Annotated in this window: 19 protein-coding genes and 1 tRNA gene; 6 read left to right on the top strand and 14 right to left on the bottom strand. The window is 64.1% G+C overall.

The annotated features are described in order from the left end of the window. Positions 1 to 131: 131 nt before the first annotated feature. Entirely contained in the window at positions 132 to 1,262 is a 1,131-nt protein-coding gene (locus AC2IR1_RS08795) for a substrate-binding domain-containing protein (protein WP_486475904.1), read from the bottom strand. 109 nt (positions 1,263 to 1,371) lie between these two features. Between AC2IR1_RS08795 and AC2IR1_RS08790 the strand changes: the two genes are divergently transcribed. Continuing rightward, positions 1,372 to 1,791, top strand: a complete 420-nt coding sequence (locus AC2IR1_RS08790; protein ID WP_486475903.1) for a MarR family winged helix-turn-helix transcriptional regulator — start codon at positions 1,372 to 1,374, stop codon at positions 1,789 to 1,791. Positions 1,792 to 2,005: 214 nt separating this feature from the next. Here the strand turns inward: AC2IR1_RS08790 and AC2IR1_RS08785 are convergent, their stop codons facing one another. The 9 genes from AC2IR1_RS08785 to AC2IR1_RS08745 form a co-directional block, all read right to left on the bottom strand. Continuing rightward, positions 2,006 to 3,211 (bottom strand): MFS transporter, encoded by a 1,206-nt coding sequence (locus tag AC2IR1_RS08785; RefSeq protein WP_486475902.1) that lies wholly within the window; start codon positions 3,209 to 3,211, stop codon positions 2,006 to 2,008. An 18-nt stretch (positions 3,212 to 3,229) separates the two neighbouring features. Then, complete coding sequence (locus tag AC2IR1_RS08780) at positions 3,230 to 4,216, bottom strand: nuclear transport factor 2 family protein (RefSeq protein ID WP_486475901.1); 987 nt, start codon at positions 4,214 to 4,216, stop codon at positions 3,230 to 3,232. Continuing rightward, a complete protein-coding gene (locus AC2IR1_RS08775) occupies positions 4,213 to 5,235 on the bottom strand; it encodes a LacI family DNA-binding transcriptional regulator (protein WP_486475900.1) in 1,023 nt (340 codons plus the stop codon). Before AC2IR1_RS08775 ends, AC2IR1_RS08780 begins: the two co-directional genes overlap by 4 nt. Before the next feature lie 18 nt (positions 5,236 to 5,253). Next, the gene (locus AC2IR1_RS08770) at positions 5,254 to 6,306 is read right to left on the bottom strand and encodes an ester cyclase (RefSeq protein WP_486475899.1); all 1,053 of its coding nucleotides are present in this window, start codon (positions 6,304 to 6,306) and stop codon (positions 5,254 to 5,256) included. Then, positions 6,299 to 6,850, bottom strand: a complete 552-nt coding sequence (locus AC2IR1_RS08765) for an ester cyclase (protein ID WP_486475898.1) — start codon at positions 6,848 to 6,850, stop codon at positions 6,299 to 6,301. Before AC2IR1_RS08765 ends, AC2IR1_RS08770 begins: the two co-directional genes overlap by 8 nt. 124 nt (positions 6,851 to 6,974) lie before the next feature. After that, the gene (locus AC2IR1_RS08760) at positions 6,975 to 8,144 is read right to left on the bottom strand and encodes a carbohydrate ABC transporter permease (RefSeq protein ID WP_486475897.1); all 1,170 of its coding nucleotides are present in this window, start codon (positions 8,142 to 8,144) and stop codon (positions 6,975 to 6,977) included. A gap of 1 nt (position 8,145) precedes the next feature. Continuing rightward, the gene (locus AC2IR1_RS08755; RefSeq protein ID WP_486475896.1) at positions 8,146 to 9,168 is read right to left on the bottom strand and encodes a carbohydrate ABC transporter permease; all 1,023 of its coding nucleotides are present in this window, start codon (positions 9,166 to 9,168) and stop codon (positions 8,146 to 8,148) included. Between the two features lie 87 nt (positions 9,169 to 9,255). After that, the gene (locus tag AC2IR1_RS08750; protein WP_486475895.1) at positions 9,256 to 10,464 is read right to left on the bottom strand and encodes an ABC transporter substrate-binding protein; all 1,209 of its coding nucleotides are present in this window, start codon (positions 10,462 to 10,464) and stop codon (positions 9,256 to 9,258) included. Positions 10,465 to 10,508: 44 nt separating this feature from the next. Beyond that, the gene (locus AC2IR1_RS08745) at positions 10,509 to 11,564 is read right to left on the bottom strand and encodes an ABC transporter ATP-binding protein (RefSeq protein WP_486475894.1); all 1,056 of its coding nucleotides are present in this window, start codon (positions 11,562 to 11,564) and stop codon (positions 10,509 to 10,511) included. 171 nt (positions 11,565 to 11,735) lie between these two features. On the opposite strand from AC2IR1_RS08745, the gene AC2IR1_RS08740 reads away from it, so the two are divergent. Continuing rightward, positions 11,736 to 12,743, top strand: a complete 1,008-nt coding sequence (locus tag AC2IR1_RS08740; protein ID WP_486475893.1) for a nuclear transport factor 2 family protein — start codon at positions 11,736 to 11,738, stop codon at positions 12,741 to 12,743. A 260-nt stretch (positions 12,744 to 13,003) separates the two neighbouring features. Here AC2IR1_RS08740 and AC2IR1_RS08735 read toward each other — a convergent pair. Continuing rightward, positions 13,004 to 13,080 (bottom strand) — tRNA-His (locus AC2IR1_RS08735). A 445-nt stretch (positions 13,081 to 13,525) separates the two neighbouring features. Here AC2IR1_RS08735 and AC2IR1_RS08730 point away from each other — a divergent pair. Then, on the top strand, positions 13,526 to 13,732 hold the full coding sequence (locus AC2IR1_RS08730; RefSeq protein ID WP_486475892.1) for a DUF6324 family protein: 207 nt from the start codon (positions 13,526 to 13,528) through the stop codon (positions 13,730 to 13,732). Positions 13,733 to 13,768: 36 nt separating this feature from the next. Here the strand turns inward: AC2IR1_RS08730 and AC2IR1_RS08725 are convergent, their stop codons facing one another. Continuing rightward, positions 13,769 to 14,242 (bottom strand): MmcB family DNA repair protein, encoded by a 474-nt coding sequence (locus AC2IR1_RS08725; protein ID WP_486475891.1) that lies wholly within the window; start codon positions 14,240 to 14,242, stop codon positions 13,769 to 13,771. Positions 14,243 to 14,341: 99 nt separating this feature from the next. Here AC2IR1_RS08725 and AC2IR1_RS08720 point away from each other — a divergent pair, with 99 nt between their 5' ends. Next, positions 14,342 to 15,664 carry a hypothetical protein gene (locus AC2IR1_RS08720; protein ID WP_486475890.1) on the top strand — a complete coding sequence of 441 codons (1,323 nt, stop codon included), beginning with the start codon at positions 14,342 to 14,344 and terminating at the stop codon, positions 15,662 to 15,664. Positions 15,665 to 15,666: 2 nt separating this feature from the next. Continuing rightward, entirely contained in the window at positions 15,667 to 16,467 is an 801-nt protein-coding gene (locus tag AC2IR1_RS08715) for a COG3904 family protein (RefSeq protein ID WP_486475889.1), read from the top strand. Positions 16,468 to 16,798: 331 nt separating this feature from the next. On the opposite strand, the gene AC2IR1_RS08710 is transcribed toward AC2IR1_RS08715, so the two are convergent. Further along, positions 16,799 to 17,095, bottom strand: coding sequence for a hypothetical protein (locus tag AC2IR1_RS08710; protein WP_486475888.1), 297 nt, complete (start codon positions 17,093 to 17,095; stop codon positions 16,799 to 16,801). 216 nt (positions 17,096 to 17,311) lie between these two features. On the opposite strand from AC2IR1_RS08710, the gene AC2IR1_RS08705 reads away from it, so the two are divergent. Then, entirely contained in the window at positions 17,312 to 19,138 is a 1,827-nt protein-coding gene (locus AC2IR1_RS08705) for an autotransporter domain-containing protein (protein ID WP_486475887.1), read from the top strand. 120 nt (positions 19,139 to 19,258) lie between these two features. Here AC2IR1_RS08705 and nusB read toward each other — a convergent pair whose 3' ends face one another. Next, entirely contained in the window at positions 19,259 to 19,753 is a 495-nt protein-coding gene (nusB, locus tag AC2IR1_RS08700) for a transcription antitermination factor NusB (RefSeq protein WP_486475886.1), read from the bottom strand. Between the last annotated feature and the right edge of the window lie 16 nt (positions 19,754 to 19,769).

The following is a 19,769-nucleotide window of genomic DNA, read 5'->3' as shown; positions in this document are numbered from 1 at the left end:
TCCACGATTGTCAGGGGGTGCAGCGACCGCCACAGCAGCCGGTCGCACCGGTCACCTGAACGTTGGGAGATTTTACTTTCCAATTCAAGTAAAAACTTGAACTGGAAATCAATTGACTTCAAGTCATTGATTTATAACTCATCCGTGACCTCAAAGCCAAGGCCGTCAGCACGGGCGAGATAGATGGGCGCGCGATCCCCACTGGCTGTCGACAACCGTTTCCGCCCGGAGCGACGACTCACCGGAAGGCCATCTGCGGTCCCGAAAGCACGCCAGTCATCCGCGTGCGAGGCAACCAGGCCGGCGAGGAAATGCACCCCTTCGTAGGTCGATTGCCCAAGGGCATTCAGCGCCGGCGCCTGGTCGCCATGAAGGTTGTAGTAGAGTTCCTTGAAGGCGGAGTTCGCCTCCGTCGGCAGCGTCGAAAAGTAGGAAGACGCCACGAACAAACGCTTGGTGTTGCGGCTTCCACTGGCCATCAGGGCATTCTCTTCGATCGCGCAGGACAGGCGGAGCACCTTTCGATGCAGGCCCGCCTTGCCGAATGCGCGATTGAAGGCCACTCCGTCCTGCCCCACCAGAGAAATCAACACCGCTTCGGCACCGGAACGCTCGATCTCTTCCACGTAGTGGTTCATGTCGCGCAGCCCGAAGAGCAGGTATTTCTCATAGGCAAGTTCCACCCCCATCTGCCGCAGCTTGGATTTGGCATAAAGGTGCGAGGTCCGCGGCCAGACGTAGTCATTACCGATCAACGCCCAGCTCTTCGGCTTGTAGCGCCGTTGCAGCAGCTCCATCGACGGGGCAAGTTGCTCCTGCGGGGTTTCTCCGATCGCATAGAGGCCGGGTGTACTCTCGCCTCCCTCGTAGAGGGGCGTGTAAATGTACGGGATGCGTTGTCGTACCACCTTGGACAAGCGCTGGCGGATCGCACTGATATGCATGCCGACTATGGCATCAATCGCGCCGTCCTCGATCAACTCGTGGATCGTTTCCTCGATCGGCGTGTGCGCTTCCACGGCGGCGTCGATCATGATCAGCTGAATCCGCCGCCCCGCGATGCCGCCCTTGCGGTTGAGTTCTTCCACCGCGACCTGAGCCGAAGAGATGCAGGATGGCGCCCAAAGCCCCGCGCTGCCGCAAAGCGGAATCAGCAAGGCGACCCGAAACGTCCCCTTGGCACGGGCCAGGGGACCTTCGCGGAACTCTTCGAGTTCGGTCGGCACCGTCGGAACGGTGGAAAATGGAACAAAGGCGGTCATGCCCTTCACTCCTGGCGCAGGGACGTACACATGCCCTTTGATTTTACTTTCCAAGTCAATTAAATTCGGGAGAGCGAACGCAAATCCCGCCCGAAAGGCAGAAAGCGCCATGGAAACGAGCAGCCCGATCCAGAATTACCTGTCCTACACGCTGGCAGCGGCCCACAGGCGGGTTCACACCTCCCTCGCAGCGCGGCTCAAGAAGCATGGCATTCAGATCGAAGCCTGGCGTATCCTGGAAACCCTGGATGCCGGCCCGCGCATGACGATGACCGAACTGGCAGAGATCGTGCTCATGAACCCACCGACCCTGACCAAGCTGGTCGACCGGATGGTTTCAGATGGCCTGGTTCACCGGCAGGTCGCCAAGAACGACCACCGCCAGGTGAATGTCCTGCCGACGGCGCTTGGTCGCAAACGCATGCTGCAGATCCGGGAGGAGATCGAGGCGCAGGATGCAAACCTGCTGGGACAGCTGGGTTCGGCAGAGACGAGCCAGTTGATCGCGCTGCTACGGGGCATTTCCTGACATCCGTTTGCACGTTCCCCTCTGAATGGGAAACGTCGGACGGCAGGTCCGAGGTGCAAGTCCGCCAGCAAACTACCAGCCTCCGGGCGCATCTGGCTGATCGGCAGCGGCGAAAACTGGGTTATCTTCCCGGGACTTGCCTGGCTGTGCCTGCGGGGTGCCACTCGCTCACATAAGGTTTCGTTGCAAACAGTCCGCGCCCGCTCGGATGCACCTAGGCTCGGCGGAGCGCGCCCAGGACAAAGCGCAACAGAGCGACGGAAAACGCGATGAGCGCGACGATGACGATCGCGTCCCAGCCATGGTGCGCCAGCAGCCAGCTTCCGAAGGCAGAGCCGAAAGCCCCGGCCAGGGTAAAGCTGGCCATGAAGATCCCGTTCAACCGGGCCCGCGCGCCGGGATCCAGTCCGAAGACCGCCCGCTGGCCAACGACGTAGCCAAAGGTCACCGCCGCGTTGATCAGGCTTGCCGCAATCACGATCAGCACCGCGGTGATCCCCTCCCCCGGAGAAGACAGTACCGTCATCGCAAATCCGGCGGTCGCCATCAGAAGGCCCCCCAGCGTCACCTTGGCACCATGCCCCCTGTCCGAGAGAGCACCGGCAACCGGCGCCGCAAGCGCACCGGTTGCGGCCGTCAGCGCGAACAGCCCGACCTGCCCCTCGCTCCATTGCCACGCGGGACCCATCAACCAGATCGGTACGGCAGTCCAGAACATGGAAAAGCAGCCGAAGAGAGCCGCCTGGTAGACGATCCTTTCCCGCAGCAATGCGAACCGCAACGGCGCGTGCAGCATCGACAGGATCACCGCCAGAAAGCTTTCCGAACTTTGCGGACATAGCGGGGGCAGCCGGCGCGACAGGATCAACAACAGGCCAACCATGACCACCGCGGCGGATCTGAAAACCGCCGGCCACTCCATCCCCCCCGCAAGCAGGCCGGCCGCGGGCCGCGCCAGCATGATGCCCAGCATCAGCCCCGCGGTCACCAGCCCGACGGTGCGCCCCCGGCGTGCCTCGGGGACGATGTGGGTGGCATAGGGCACCAGGACCTGTACGCAGACCGACCCCAGGCCGATCGCGAGACACCCGAGCAGGAAAGGCCAGGTCGAGGCGCTCACCCCCGCGAGGAGGAGCCCTGCCCCGGCAAGCCCCACCAGGGAAAGAATGAGCCGCCGGTTTTCAATCCTGTCAGCCAGGGGCACGATCAGGAGAAGGCCCAGGCCGTAGCCCAGTTGCGTCAACATGACGACAGCCCCAGCCGCGCGTGCAGGCAACCCCAGAGACGCGGCAATCGGCCCCGCGAGGGGTTGCGCAAGGTAGACATTCGCGGCCAACACCCCGCAGGCGACCGCCAGCAGGGCGACCGTACCACCCGCGTCAGGGCCAGCAGCCAGGCTGCCCGTATCACCCGAGGTCACTGAACCGGTCCCCGGCAATCACACACCGGCCTGCAGGAGGATCTGCTTCCAGACCGAGGTTTCATCGAAGAGCACATATTCGCGGCGGACCTTCGGTTCGGCGGTCCCCAGAAGCCCGAACTCCGCATGCGCCGCGCCCATCACATGGACCCGAGCGCCAGTCGGAGCCCCGAACACGCCCCATCCGTCATGTTCCCCGGTCAAGCTCCAGCGGATCGCGGCACGGGGCGGCATCATGGGATCTTCCCGACCGATCTGGTGGTGGATCGTGAAGGTCGCATTGGGGAAGGAAGCCCGAAGCCCCATCCAGAAGCGGTCCACCGCGTCGAAGGACCGGCCGGTGACACCCCCGGGGTATTCCGCCAGCACGGCGCGGTCGTATTGCTCCCCGATCACACGCATGTCCGCCCCCATGATACGGGTCAGGATATCGCCATAGCGCTGCCCCCAGGGGTCATCGTTACCGCGACCGGAATAGGGCCCCGGCAGATCAATTTCCGGGGTGAAGGGACGCACGCAGGTGTCCGCCCCGCCTTCCCGGGTGATCAGGTCAGCGGCATAGGCACGCGGCTTCCAGCCCATCTGGCGCACGATTGCGCCCTGGTCCCGGATCAACCATTCATCATCGATCATGTTGTTGCGCGCGTGACAGTCCGCGATGATGCGATACTGCAGCTTCCTGCCCGTCGCCGCGCCATAGACACCGTCGCCCAGGTGGGTCGCCGTGGACAGGATCCGGTGGGAGCTCAGCATGCCGTCTTCCGGCGTGCCGGACCAGATCACATCCTCCCCCAGCAGGGTACGGTCCGGAAACTCTGCGAGAGTTGCCATGGTCGCACCGATCACGTTGGCATTGCCCCGTACGACCGACGCCGGGGAGCGAACGACGATATCGGGCGCGTAGTAGTCATGGAGCGTGGCAATGCCACGGTCCTCCCAGATTTCCTTGGTGATACCGATGATGTAATCGGGGAAATCTCGGAATTTCGGGTCGAAACCTTTCATTGGGTCCATCCTTCGGGAATTCTGGCCGAGGCGCGCAGGATCAGCGGCGCCTCGATGGCATGTCTTTGGGCAGGGGCATCGCCGGGGGCCTCGATCGCGGCCACCAGCGTTTCAACGGTACGGTCGACCATCAGCGCGGCCTGCTGGCGCACCGTGGTGAGGCGGTAGGACAACCAGCCCGCGGCGGGAACATCGTCGAACCCGACGACCGACACGTCGTCCGGGACGGACAGCCCCAGTTCGAAGCGAAGCACATCCATCGCGATCAGGGCCATCTGGTCGCCCGCGACGAACACGGCATCGGGCCGATCAGGCCCCGCGAACATCCGGCGCACGGCCTGCGCTGTCCTCTCCGTTTCGAAACGGCCGTCCTCGCGCGCGTGCAACTCGCGCCCTGCGTCCTTCAGTGCCGCGCGGAACCCGGCCTCGCGATCCCGCTGGGTCGAGGCCCCTTCCCAGCCGGCAAGATAGGCGATGCGTTCATGGCCGCCGGCAAGCAGGAATTCCCCCACCCTGTGTGCCCCACCGAAGTTGTCGGAGGTCACGGCACTCAGCACGCCGTTGTCCTGTTCGCGGTTGAACATCACCACCGGGACCCCTGCCGCCTGGCACCGCGACGCAAGGTCGGAGGAGAGCGAAACCGAGGCCAGCACGATCCCGTCAACCTGATAGTCCAGGATTTCCTGCACCACGTTGTCGAGTGTTCCCGCCTCCTGCGACGCCATGAAGACGAGGATGTGATAGCCCTTCGCCTGCAGGGCATTGGACAGTCTCTCCAGCACCTCCGGATAGAACTGGTTTTCAAGGTAGGCCACCACGAGCCCGATGATCCGCGACCGGCCGGAGACCATCGCACGCGCCAGGACATTGGGCCGGTAGCCCAGCTCATCCGCCGCCGCCTGCACCTTCTCCTTGGTCCGGCGAGAGACCGAGGCCCCGGGGGTGAAGACCCGACTGACAGCCGACTGGCTGACACCCGCGCGTTCGGCCACCATCTGGGCCGTTACCCGTTCCGCCATCTGATGCTCCTCCTCAGCTCAGGCTTCTCCGACAGGGAAGGCGATCCTTCCCGGTACGCGAACCTTGTTGAATTCGCGCAGGCGCCGGAAAACGTCCACGCCCAACTGGTCATAGGCGTGCAGAATGTCGACCAGCACCCAGTTTTCCCGGATCAGACCGTTTTCAAGGCGCCAGAAATCGAGGCTTCGCATGTCGATCCGCTTGCCCGAGGGGGCGATGCCCATCCAGCCGTCATGGGTGACCGTCTGGATCATGTTCGGCCAGCCGGTCACGGCCGCATAATCGCCGTCCCCGAAGAAGTGATAGGTGATCTCTTCAAGGTATTGCCCACGGTCGGGCATGCCGGCCAGGAAGGGGATCTGGTGCCAGTTTCGGAAGCCCGCGACGCCGCGCCCGGTTCCGATGCCCGCCGGGCCGTACCAGTTCATGCGCGGGTGCCAGAACCGCTCCATCTCCATCACTTCGGGCCCTCCCTGGGAAGGGTGCCGTTTCATGTGGTCCAGCATGTCCACGATGTGCTGGCAACTGGCAGAGGAGCGCGCCTCGTCCCTGGGGCCCGGAACGAGCCCGTCGTGGCTGGCAGGACCGGGAACGTGCCATTCCAGCCCGAGGCTCGGCGCCATGGGCCAGGCGCCGGCCTGCATCATGACCTCCGGGATATCCCAGATCGCCTGCATCTCGGCCACCTGCCCGTCGACGATCCGGAAGAATTCGGCGTACCGCATGTGCACCTGATGGCCGGTCGGCGGGATATCCAGCCAGGGACCGACAAGGGTTCCGGTGTAGTAGCCCCCAGCCCCGACCCAGTCGTTTCCGAACTCGTCCGGGCCCGCAATGACGATGTAGTCCCGTCGTTCCAGATCCGGCACCGCATCGAACAGGGGCGCATAGCAGCTCCGGTACAACTCCTGCGGCCCTGCCAGATCCCCGAAGGGATGGCACATGTGAACAACCGCGTCCGTCGCGAAAGCCGTGTCGAGGGCGGCGCGAACGCCGCCCTCAGTGAAATCATACATGGCCGCGCGCAGGGGCGCGATCAGGGCCTTGTGGGCACTGTGCCGGTCACTCATTACTCATCTCCGCAGAAGAAACCGGGCGCGGGGCGACACGCTCCCCCCGGTCGAACGCTTCCCAACCTTCCCCGCCAAAGACGTCATGGCCGAGCTGGGCCAGAACGTGGGGGAAGTCGACCATGACCCAGTTGTCGCTGATCCGGCCGTCCTCGACCTTCCAGAAATCCATGTAGCGGATCTCCACCCTTTTGCCTGTCGGGGCGATCCCCATGAAGGGGCCCGAATGCGTTGCTTCCTGCCGACCGAAAGCTGCGGCCCATTCGCCCATGAAAAGGCGCGCCTCATCGACACAGACCTTGTCGGAGAAGGCCGCCTGAAAGGGCCTTTGCCAGTTGTCCTGAAATTCCTTCAGGCCGGTCTTCGTGCCGCATCCGGCGTTGCCCATCCAGCGGAAGCTGTCATGGAAGAAGGCACCGATATCATCGATGCGGTGATCATTGAGCCCATCGACCATGCCTTCGATCACGCGGCGGGTCTCTTCTGTTCTGGTCATGTCCGTGTCGCGGCTCAGCACGGCCTGTTCGGGGCGGGCGCCTGTCATGGCGTTTCCTTTCTGCTTGTGGATTTCCATTTGAGAGGGAGGAACACTCTCCCCTCCAGGAAATCCCGCGGCATGCGGTTGAGAGCCGGGTGGCGCGACAGTGCGCCTTGGCGGGCCTGGCAACTCATCCCTTCACCGCCCCTGCAGTCAGGCCGCTGACGATCTGGCGCTGGAAGATCATCACCAGGATGAAGAGCGGCGCGGTGATCGAGACGGCCGCGGCGACGGCCACCACCTGATCGGTTGTCGTGGTTTCGCGATTGAACATCCCCGCGATGGCCGGAACCATGGTCTGGTTCTGCGCATCCAGCAGCAGCGATGTAACGAGGAAGTCGTTGTAGCCCAGCAGGAAGGAAAAGAGCCCCGTGGTGATCACCCCCGGCCACATCACCGGCATGATGACACGCCGGAACGCCTGGAAATGGGTGCAACCATCGACGCGGGCCGCCTCGTCCAGGTCTGCGGGAATGTTCTGGAAGAAGCTTCGCAACATCCAGATCGTGAACGGCTGGTTGATGGCCACCAGCACCGCGATGACCGCCAGCGGCTTGCCGTAGAGCGTCGGTGCGGCGTCTCCAAGGATCGGGCGCAGGATCTCGGCCGAGTTGATGAAAACCGGCAGGTAGCCCGCCACCAGAACGGAGTGCGGCAAGGCGCGAAACACGAGCGCCACGATGAGGATCCAGAACGCCAGGGTGCTGCCGGAACGGGCCAGGCCGTATCCCGCCAACGTTCCCACCGTCAGGGAGATCAGCACGACCCCGCAGGTCACGATCAACGAGTTCTGGAAGTTGCGGAAGAAGCCGCGTTCGACCCAGACGGTGCGGTAATGTTCGGTGGTGAAGCCGATCAGCTTGTGCCCCAGAGGCCCCGCGATCGGGTTGATGACAGACATGAGCGCGGGCAGCAGGGCGAAGAAGATCACGATGGTCGCGATGGCGATCGTTGCGGCGCCGATCAGCCAGCCGATCCAGTGGCGCCCCCCCGGGCTGTAGCTTGCCACCGCCAGCGGCAACCGGCGCGCGGTGCCCCGAAAGATCGCCCAGGCCACACCGAGGTTCACCACGATGTCCAGGATCGAGATCCCCTTCCCCGCAGCCAGCGTTGCCGGGCCGCGCAGGACGCTCCAGAAATGATCACCGAAGGCGTCGACCGGGGATTTCACGCTCATCACCGCGATCCAGAAGATCGGGAAGGCGGCAATGACACACCAGAGGATGAGGAAGCCGCCCGAGATTAGCCGCAGTCCCAGCGGCTGGCGATGCAGGGCAGAAACGGTTGCTGCGCTGGTCATGTCAGTGAACTCCCTTATGGTCGCGCCAGCTGCGCTTCAGCGGTGGGATCAGCAGGATAACAATGCCCACCATGGTCAGCATCGCGCTGGCGGAGGCCCGGCTGATCGAACGGTTGCCTGCCTGATCCGGCTGCAGGAAATCATAGGTCAGCCACTGCAGGGAGATCACGTGCCCCTGGCTGCGGAAACCGACCACCTCTTCGAACACCCGGTAGCTGTCCATCAGGTGGATCATGGCGACGAAGATGATCAGTGGCATCAGGTGGGGGATCACGATGTACTTCAGCCGCTGCCACCGGGATGCCCCGTCGATCAGGGCGGATTCCAGGCTGTCGCTGTTGACGGTCTGAAGGCCCGCGTAGAAGACGATGGCGGCGAAGGGTGCGACATGCCAGATCCGGTAGAGCATCATGAGCACCTCGATCGTCCAGGCCTGGGCAAAGAGAGAGATGTCACGGTGCAGGGCACGCTCCATCAGGGCGGTCAGTATGCCGTCCCCCCGGAACAGCCAGTTGATGGACAGCGCGCCGATGACCGGCGTGATGATGAACGGCAGCAACGAGACGAAGATCACGGGCCCACGGATCCGGCTGCCGGCATTGTTGATCACGAGGGCAAGCGTCAGGCCAAGGGCGATCACCGCAGGCAGGGTGATCAGCGTGAAGCTGAGGGTGAAGCGAAGCGCCTTCCAGAAATCGATGGCCTGGAAGGCTCGCCAGGATCCGTGTTTCAGCGCATCCCAGGCCCGGCCGAGTTCCAGCACGTTGCGATAGCTTTGCAGACCGACGAAGTGGGTTTCGGTGATCACCTTGCCGTCGTCGCCCAGAACAGGCTGGCTCCGGCTTTCGGTGACACAGGTCTGGGTCAGGAAGCCCGGGGTGCAGGTCTCCACCTCGACCGTCTCGTAGACAGGCTGCGTGACCTGGAAGCTCTGGATGAAGACGCTGACGAGGGGGAAGGCGATGAAAACCAGCATCATCACGACCGAGGGGCCGACAAAGGCGGCGAAGGTCTTGAACTTCATCTGCCGGTCTCCTTGCGCTTTGGGGATTGAGGGGGGTGAGGTGACCGGGGCGCCATTCGCCCCGGTCCTATCGGTTGTCCGTGCGGATCAGTCGACCAGGCCAGCTTCGCGGGCACCGACAAGGTAGGCCGCTTCGATGTCTGCCAGGGTCGTCTCTGCATCCTTGGCACCGGTCAGGTAGGCGGCGATGCCATTTCCAAGGGCTGTGTGCATGACCCCCATCGCGGCATTGCCCGGATAGGGGGCTGCGCCCGCCGCCGCGGTTGCCGCAGCGCCTTCGGCCAGGTGACCGGGCTTGTAGCCCTTCACCAGCCAGACGGCGGCATCATTGTTGGCCTCGACCATTTCCTGGTCCAGCCCCTCCATCGCGACGCGGAAGGCGGCGTCCGCCTGCTCATCGGTGATATGTGCCGCGATCACGATGCCATCCCACCAGATCGACGATGCCGGGCGGACCGACCCCATCGGCGCCGCAGCCATCGCGACCTTGCCAACCACCTGGCTTTCGGCCGCGTCATCCATCGCACCTGCCCGGCTGGCCCAGAGGTTCGCCATCGCGATCTTGCCCTGCTGGAATTGCTGCTGGACGTAGGTACTGTCGGACACCAGGTATTCGGGGTCCATGTAGGCGGTCAGCGCCTTCATGGTTTCGAGCGTCGTAATACCCGCCGCGTTGTTGATGGTGGGCATGTTGTCTGCGTCGAAGAAGCTGCCGCCTTCGCCGAGGTAGGTGTTCACGAACTCCTCCCCCAGGTTCCAGCCGGTCTGGAAGGTCCCGCCGATGGGATAGTCGACCAGGCCCGCTTCCTTGATCTTCTCGGCCGCAGCCAGCATTTCGTCATAGGTGGTCGGCACCTCCAGCCCAAGGTCTTCCAGGATGTCGGAGCGCACCATCAGGTGCTGCGTATTCACCATCATCGCAATGGCAACGATCTTGCCGTCCACCTTGATCAGTTGGTTCGGGCTGAGGTTCTGCCCATACTTCGCGACCAGATCATCCAGCGGACGGATCGTGCCCGCGTTGAGCAAGGGCACGAGGGTCGCATTCGCCACGCCACCGATCTGGTAGAGTGCGGGATCTGCGGCAAAGGCCTCTGCCTGCTTCTCCTGGAACTCCTGATCAAGCGATGCCTGGAAGTTGCCGCATTCGGACATCGCGTCGGTCACGGCCTTCCAGGCCTCGAAACCGGCGGAGAGCGATTTCACCGGCACGGTATTCTCGAACGCGCAGGTGGCAGAGGCGGCGGAGGCCATCAGGCCAAGGCAACCCGCCAGTGCAAGGGTCTTGAGGTTCATGTGTTTACTCCCTGTGAGTAGATCCGTCTTGTTGCGGTTGGTCTTCAATCGTCGAGCCGTTCGCCCGTCTCGGCCGAAAACGGGTGGCAGATGGAAACGGGAACGTGGATGGCAACGCTGTCACCGATCTCTGCGCGATAGCTTTTGTCGGCCTTGACCGAGACCAGCGCCCCGCCGATGCGGACAGAGATCATCACGGCATCGCCCAGCAGTTCGATCGTATAGATCGGTGCGGTTATCTGTGCGGTCTCACCCGGCTCAGCCAGGCGCGCGTCCTCTGCCCGGAACCCGAGAGTCAGCGCACCGTCCGGGATGGCCAGCCCCTGAACCTCGGTGTTGTCGGCCGTGAAGACACCGCCCTGCACCTGCCCATCCACAAGGTTCATCGCCGGGGATCCGATAAAGCTGGCAACGAAGGTATTGGCGGGACGATCGTAGATCTCGGTCGGGCTGCCGACCTGCTGCACCCTGCCCCGCTTCATCACCACCACCCGGTCCGCCAGGGTCATCGCCTCGATCTGGTCATGGGTGACGTAGATGGTCGTGACCTTCAGATCATGGGTCAGGTTCTTGATCTGCGCCCGCGTCGAAACCCGCAGCTTGGCATCAAGGTTGGACAGCGGCTCATCCATCAGGAAGACGTTCGGCTCCCGCACGATGGCGCGTGCCAGCGCCACTCGTTGGCGTTGCCCCCCGGACAGTTCCGCCGGCCGGCGATGCAGGAATTCCCGCAGCTCGACCATGTCGGCCGCACGCAGCACCTTCTCGTCGTGGCTTGCCGGATCGACACCGCGCACTTTCAATGGAAAGCGGATGTTCTCGTAGACATTCATGTTCGGGTACAGCGCGTAGGACTGGAACACCATCGACACGTCCCTGTCTTTCGGCTCCAGTTCGTTCACGACCTTCCCACCGATCGCGATCTCGCCATCTGTGACATCTTCGAGGCCGGCGATCATGCGCATTGTCGTCGTCTTGCCGCAGCCCGAAGGCCCCAGCAAAACAAGGAACTCCCGGTCCGCGATAGTCAGGTTGAAATTCTCGACGCCGACGAAGTCGCCCCAGCGTTTCTGCACGTTCCTGAGCTGGATCTCAGCCATGTCGCCTCCTGTCCGGCGCGCCCCTCGACGCGCTTTGCATACGCATGCAAATAGACGTAGACTCCGGCGTGAGGATCGGGAAAGCTATTTTTGCATACGAATGCAAAAGTCCCGATCCATGCCCTGCAATGATGTTCAGCTGGGCAAAACCAACCCCAGGGTGCCAAACAAATGAGCGACATTCAGACAGCAAAGGCCGTTGCGGCCGATTTTCACCGCGCATTGGACAGCGCGTCTATCGAAGCGATTCCCGACGTCCTTCAGTCCGCGACAACAACGGATTACCGCTGGAGGGGCTATCACCCCTTCAACGAACTTGCAGATGCCGGGACCGTAGCAGAGGTCTTCTGGCAACCCCTGCGCCGCGCATTGACGCATCTGCAGCGTCGGCAGGACATCTTCTTCGCCGGCAAGAATGAGTTGGATGATGGCGCCAGCACCTGGGTTGTCTCCATGGGGCACCTGATGGGGCTCTTCGACACGCCATGGCTTGGCATTCGGCCGACGGGCAAAATGGCCTTTCTGCGCTATTGCGAATTCCAGCGCATCGTCGACGGCAAGATCGCCGAAACCTCGCTCTATTTCGACATCCCGCACCTCATGGTTCAGGCAGGGCTGCAGCCCTTCCCACCGCAGACCGCGGCTCACCTCGTGCAGCCGGGCCCCATGACCCACGACGGGCTACTGACTGCACCGCAGGATCCGGAGGAAGGCGAAACAACACTCGCCCTCATCAATGCGATGATCAACGATCTGGGTCAGTGGAACTCTGGCCTGACACTCGAAGAGGAACTGGCGCGCACCTGGGCAGATGACATGATCTGGTGGGGCCCCGAGGGCATCGGCGCGACCTACACGATCGCTCGGTACGCCAAGCAACATTCGGGCCCCTTCCGCGCAGGCTTTGCCGACAGGACCCCCACAAGGCATCTGTGCCGCTTGGCCGAAGGCAACTACGGCGGGTTCTTTGGCTGGCCCAACTTCACCGCCACCCCGACCGGAGGCTTCATGGGCATGCCCGGCACCGGCAAGCCCGCAGAATTCCGTGTCATCGACCTCTATCGCCGCGATGGTGACAAGCTGGCGGAGAACTGGATCTTCATCGACCTGCTGCATTTCTGGAACCAGCAGGGGGTCGATATCCTGAAACGCACGACCGACATCCAGCACAGCGCCTGATCATTGCCCCCGTTCCGGCGAACCGGGACGGGGCGCCCTGCCCTCAGGCGAAGGCGCCAGAGCCCTTCGCCACCTCACATCTTCCACCAGATCAGGGCGTTCAGACGCTGTCGGTCACCACCGACTTCCGGGAGAGAAACGCCTTGGAGCAGTTCACCTTCGTCTGGCCGCAGGCCTGCGGCACCGGACACCATGCGCGCAATCAAGGGTCACGTGGCAATCAGGCTATCTTCGCTGACTATCGGGGGGGGGGGAGTTTGTGGTACCGCCTCCCCGGTTTGAACGGGGGACCTCTGGATCCACAATCCAGCGCTCTAACCAACTGAGCTAAGGCGGCACGTGAGGGGTCATCTACCCAGCCGGCCCGGCGAATGCAAGACCGTTTGACGCAAAAATCTGCAGTCCCCGTCCATTGGTCGTCTCACCGGCCCCGGGCGCCAATGCTCAGGCGAAACAGCCCCCCGAAAATGATAAACGCCACCTTCGGGAGAGCATCCGAAGGTGGCGTCAGGGACAATATCCGGCGATCCGGATGAAATCCTGTATTCCTGGTGACGTGCGGCGCGTTTTGCCGCTTGTCTGGAGGGCGACCCGGAAGGGCCTAAGTTGAGACCTTGATACGCCACAATTGTGGCGCAAATATGGCAAATGCCCCGCAGATGCTCCCGCCCCGGACACACGGGCGTGAACGATCGCGCCTCGTTGCACCGCCTGCTTCGGCCTCCACTTGCCAAGACGCCGGTCCCGGGCTAACCACCGAAGGTCATTTCAGGAGAGATCCCATGAGCATCGACACCGAACGCGAGATCGAAGCGAACCTGCAGATCGGGCCCACCGATCAGGGCATGGTGCGCCTGTTCATCGACGCAGGCTCGGTCGAGATCCCGATGGATTTCGATCCCGAGGAAGCGATCGAGATCGCAGAGGAAATCCGCGCCGCGGCCCAGGCGGCGGCGGCCATGGGTGGCAAGGGCAAGAAGCGCCGCTGATCCGCGCACGCAGGCGCCCCCGCCCTTCGCCCCCCTTCAGACGCGCGGGTCCCTCAGGCTCTGCAGTCGGCGCGCGGCGTCGCGGGCGAACTTCTGTGTCATCACGCGGCGCCTCGGAGCAGCCAGCTTACTTTCCTCGGGCATGCGAATGATCTCTCCGCCGTAGGAATCGGCAATGATCAGGCCGCTCTCCTCCGGCAGAAGCTCCAGCGGGAAATCCTGATCGACGGCCCAGAAGAACCGGTCACACCAGGGCAGATAGCCTTCCCACTTGCCGTCGGACATGAAATCCGCGCGGGAGCTCTTGCATTCCACCACCCAAATTTCCCCCTTGGGCCCCAGCCCGATGACGTCGACGCGTTTGCCGCTTTCCGGCACAAACTCCTCCAGCGGGGCGAAGCCATGGCTCTTCAGCAGACGGCACACCCCCCGCGCCAGGAGCTGCCCCGGCTGCGGTTCGGGCGATTCAGGGGAAAGCGATGTGACAACCATGGTCACAAACTCGAACATTTCATGAACAGGCGCAAGGGCGTTTGGTGATCACCGATCCTGCGCCTATCTCGAAACGGTACAACCTGCCCCCACGGGCCGGGACAACCGGAGAGAGCAGTGACCGACGACACGACAAACGCGCCCCAAACGGCGCGCCCGACCCTGGCCGAGCCGCCCGCCGGGACAGGCGACCGCAAACCCGATCCCCGCGCCCGCATGGTGGACGAACTGGAAGGCCACCTGTCGTTCCTCGACACCTTCACGGGTGCGGCCCTGGGCGTGCTGTCCGTCGCCTCGGGCATCTATACCTACCTCGGGGTCCAGTCCCTGCTGGACGGGGACGGCGCGATGACGGCCTTTGCCGCCATTGCCTACTCCGTCGCGGTCTCCACCGGGATCTTCGTCTTCTGGTCCTACATGATGCGGCTCTTTCCCGCGATGCGGTCTGCACAGGCCCGGGCGGGCCTGCTGGGGGCCATGGGCCTGGGTTCGCTGGCCATCGTCGCGATGTCCTCCTGGCTGAATGCGGCCGCCCTTGCAGGGGGCGCGGCGGTGGAACAGCATCTGGCCGAAACCGTCCAGGACTACCAGGCAGCGCTGGAACGCGCGAATGAGAACGCCCTGGCCGCCCAGGGTCTGGAAAGGGACGTGGCCCGCGTCCAGCAAAGCTTTGCGGACCTGTCGGAGCAGGAAGCATCCGGCGGGCTGTCGGGGCTTGCCGGCCGCGGCGCCGTCTTCCGGGTGCTTCGGCAGAAGTCGGAAGAGCTGCAGGCGCTGGAAAGCCAGATCGCGGACCAGGCACCGCTGGTCGACAGCACCTTCACCGAAGGCAATGCCCTGCTCAGCCGGATGCGGGCGCTGACAGTGGAGCCAGGTCCGGTCGAGACCCGCTCGGTCGAGTTTTCGGAGCAGGCGGTTCAACTTGCGGGGTTGATCGCACGGCTGCGCCAGCTGTCGGTTGCGCCGCTGGTGCAACGCGCCGCGCAGGACCTGACCGCCTCGGTCGTACTGCCGGAGCTGGACGGCTCCACCGCCGAAAACCGCACCGCACAGGGCACCACGATCACCTCCGTGCTGGAGGTCCTGGCACAGCGCGCCGCGACCCTGGAGGATGCAGCGGCAGAGGTCATCGCCCTGCCCCAGCCACCGGAAACGACCTATACCCCCCTTTCCCCCGCCGATGCGGTGATCCGCTACGCTGGCAACTTCATCCCGTCCTGGGCCGGCGCAATCGCGATCGACCTGTTGCCGGCCGTGCTGGTGCTGATCCTGGCGGTGACGCAATCCGCCATCCGCTCCGGACGTGAGGCAACCCCGCTCGAAGACAGAATGACCGTTTCGGAACTGCGCGCCGCACTGGCCGCCGCGCGGGACGTGGACCTGGCCCTGACCGGCAGCAGCGCCGCAGCACAAAGACCGCCGGGGGATCCCGGGGCATGAACATGCAGCAGACGACGGACCCGCAACCGCCCCTGTCCGCCCGGCATGACCGCGAAGCCAAGCGCATGCGCGGCGTTCTGACGGGGGCGCTCGGCTTCCAGATCATCCTGGGGCTGCTGCTTTTCGCAGGTGATATCGGCAGCGGGTTTTCGATGCCCGGCGGCAGCACCGCGCCGGAGTTCGAACAGCCCACATCGCCCGGGGATCAGACCCGCCGCTACGACCCGAAGGACATGCCGGCGACGCGCCCCGCCTCCCCCGGCATCCGGACAGATGGCCCCCTGCCCGAACGGCTGGTGCTGGAGGAACGGGATGGCGCCTTCCGGCTCAGCGGCAGCATCGAACAGGGGGACGGGGCGCGCATCGCCCGGCAGATGACCGCAAGGATGGACGCCGCGGATCCGCCTGCAACGATCTACCTCAACTCCCCCGGCGGTTCGGTCACCGATGCGCTGGACCTGGGCCGTGCGATCCGCCAGGCCGGCCTGGACACCGCGATGGCCGAGAATGACATCTGCCTCTCGGCCTGCCCCTACCTCTTCGCCGCCGGGGGCGAACGCAGCGCCGAAGACGGCGCGCGGATCGGTGTGCACCAGCATTACTTCGGCGAAAATACCCTGCTGCCGGCCTTCATCGCCGTATCCGATATCCAGCGGGGACAGGGCCTCGTCATGAGTTACCTGGTGGACATGGGCATCGACCTGCGGGTGATGCAGCCCGCCCTCGTGACCCCGCCTGAGGAAATCTACCTGTTGAGCCGGGAAGAGCTGCAGGACTACGACATGGTGACCGGGGAAAGCTGATCGCGGGCCGCAACCCTCGGGCCACGAGCCCGACAGGACTGCGGATTTCAATCGTTTTCGCCCCGCCCCCTTGCCGCGGCGGTGTCGAAGGCCTAGGTGGGTCCTCGGCGGGTGCTGCCCTTCTCGTGTACGGGTACATTCCGGTGGCCTTAAGCAAATCCGAGGGAGCTGGCTCTGTCCGGGCCGTGGTCCGGTTACCTGGCGCCCACCTGATCATCAGGTCCTCGGGAATGCGTCACCCAAACGGTTGCGTGCGGGCCCGCCACCTTCAAATCCCCACAATCCGGATCCCGGGCCCGATCCGAAGGGCCCTATCCGACGGGGCCCACCCTCAGCGGCGACGCGGCGCCTCTGCCCGTACGGGTTCGGCGACCAGGGGCAGGCGCGTGCCGCCGCGTGGTTCGTCCTTTTCCGCCAGGCGCATGATCGTGATGGCGAATTGCACCCCGGCAAAGACGATCCCGTTGGAGAAGAAGATCAGGAAAGCGCCAAGGATCCCGTCAGAGGATCCCAGGACCAGGCGCTGCAGGCCCATGACGTCGAAATAGATCAGCCCGGCCGTGAAAAGCGCAGAGATCCCGAAGCCGACAAGGCACTGGGTGATGTAGACGCGAACGAGCTTGGGCATTTGAACCTCCCGTTGATCTGGCCCCTCCATCATCTACATGCGGCACCGTCCTGTCCAGCTGGCGTGTTGTCGCGGCCAATTTTCCCACGCGAGGCCCGAAATCTCCCCCAAACGAGGGAGGTCGCACCCCGCCTGTGCCCTTAACCTTCCCCTTGGCTCACCCGGCGACAGGTCGGGGCCATTTTTGCAGTCAACAAATTTAGACGGGACAATTTCATGAAACTCCCCACCCTCCCCGGGGCGCTTGGGACCAGCCTGCTTGCAAGCACCGCGCTGACCGTCCTCCCCGCCCTTGCACAGGCACAATCCTACGCCGACGTGATCTTCGTGGTCGACGAGTCGGGCTCCATGTCCGGCGAACATGCCTTCCTGCCCGACTTCGTGACCGGGATCGAAAACACCCTGGTCGGCGACGGCGTTACCCTCAACTTCGGCCTGACGGGCTTTGGCGGCGGCGGCAGCACCAATTCCGGCCACGCCTTCATGCTGGATGGCAATCTCTACGGGGATGCAGCGGCCTTCGGCACGGCGGCCAGCGGGCTGGTCATCAATGGCAGCACCGAAGACGGCTATGCCGCGCTCAACTACGCGCTGAACACCTACAGCTTCACGCCCAATGCCTCCCTCACCTTCGTGCTGGTCACGGATGAGGACCGGGACAACACCGACGCCAACATCGACTATGCCTCCATCCTGGCCGATCTCAACGGCGTCGGCGCCAACCTGGTCGTCGTCGTCGATGCCGAGATCCAGACCGGCACCGGCGCCACCGGCATCTCCACCGATGGCAGTACCGTCCTGATCCAGAACGGGGCCACGACCTCTTCCGCGACCTATGCCGCCATCAGCTCCAACCAGGGCACCACGACGGAGGACTACGTGAAGCTGGCGCTGTCCACTGCCAATGGCTGCGTTGCGGACCTGAACTACCTGCGCCAGGGCGGCGATGCCGCCAGCGCCTTCGCAGAGGCCTTTGCCACCTGCGTCACGGCGGCAGCCACGGCCCCCAACCCGCAAACGCCGGGTTCCGGCACCGGCGGCGCAACCGCCCCCGTCTTCCAGAACGTGCAGCAGATCGTGCTGATCAGCCACGGCCGCGTGGTGGGCACCTTCACCCCCAACAGCAGCGGCGGCGGCACGGTCACCCGGGCGGCCTACAACAGCTCCAACAGCCTGTCCTTTGCAGAGGACGCCTGGGGCGTGAAGGGCCTGGATGTCTATTTCACCGGCACCTACGCCTTCGGTGACTACGACACCACCGACAGCAGCACCGGCTTCGATTTCGACGGCGGCAGCGCCACGCTCGGCGTGACCTACCAGTTGCCGAACCGCAGCGCCCTGGGCCAGGTCAGCATCGGCGGCGCGCTCAGCTACGGGTCACTGACGGCACGGCTGGACGATGGCGACGGATCCCGCATCAGCACCGACGCCCTCGTGGGCACCCTTTACGGGATGTTCATGCAGGACAACGGCTTCCACGGCAAACTTCAGATGACCTACGGCAGCTTCGACTACTCCCAGGTGCGCGATCCGGCCGGCAATTCCGGCGGCCCCTACCATTCCAGCCCCGACGGCGACGCCTTCGAGGTCAGCCTGGAACTGGGCAAGGAACTGCCCCCGATGCCCATGGGCCAGATGGGTGAGCTGGTGCTCGATCCCTTCTTCGCGCTGAGCTACCAGAAGCGCAGCCTGGACGGCTACCAGGAGGACAACGGCGGGCAGAGCGTTTCCGCCTTCGAGACCGACTCGCTGACGCCGGAAATCGGCATCCGCGCCACCCTCAGCGCGCAGAGCAACGGTGGCACCAACTTCGCCTTCATGGAACTGGCCTATGCCCATGACACCGGCGGGGACGACTACACCGTCGCGGTGAACGCCACCGACGTCCTGGTGGAGGGCGAGGAACGCGATGTGCTGAAGACCAAGATCGCCATCGGCCGCGACATGGCGGACGGGCTGACCGCGCTGCTGATGTACGAAGGTGATTTCACCACCGACAGCCGCACCCATTCGGTCTCCGCCAGCTTCAACTACAAGTTCTGACGCGCCAGCCCACGGGGCAACCCACTGGCACAACCCACTGACGCAAAAGGAAAGCCCCGCCGGATCAACGGCGGGGCTTTTCATTTGCAGCTGGGGACCCAGCGGCGGAGCCGGCCAGGCTCAGAACGCTTCGGGCCGGGCTTCGCGGGCCATGTGATCCAGCACGGCGTTGACGAACTTCGGTTCCTTCCCCTCGGGGAAGAAGGCCTTGGCCACGTCGACATATTCGACGATCACCACCTTGGGCGGCGCCTCTCCCTCGACCAGCTCTGCCCCGGCTGCGCGGAACAGCGCGCGAAGCGTCGGGTCGATCCGGGCGATCGGCCACTTGGCCACGAGAGCGCGGTCGGTCATCTGGTCGACCTTGGCCTGCCAGTTCACCGCGTCGCGCAGCGTCTTGCGGAACAGCTCGGAGTCGCCCTCGTTGTACTCGCCCTCTTCGTAGGCGGCACCGAAGCGGTGATCCTCGAACTCGACGATCACCTTCTCGACCGACTGCCCGGCGAGTTCCATCTGGTAAAGGGCCTGGACAGCATAAAGCCTTGAAGCGGAACGCATCTTCCGCTTCTGGTTGCCCGAAGGCGGGGCGGCTGGGGTCGGGGTCTCTTCACTCATCTCGGGGCGTCTTCTC

It is taken from the genome of Pseudooceanicola sp. NS-SX8 (assembly GCF_057380755.1).
Note: the sequence above shows the minus strand (reverse complement) of the source record. Positions and strands in the feature narration are given on the sequence as shown.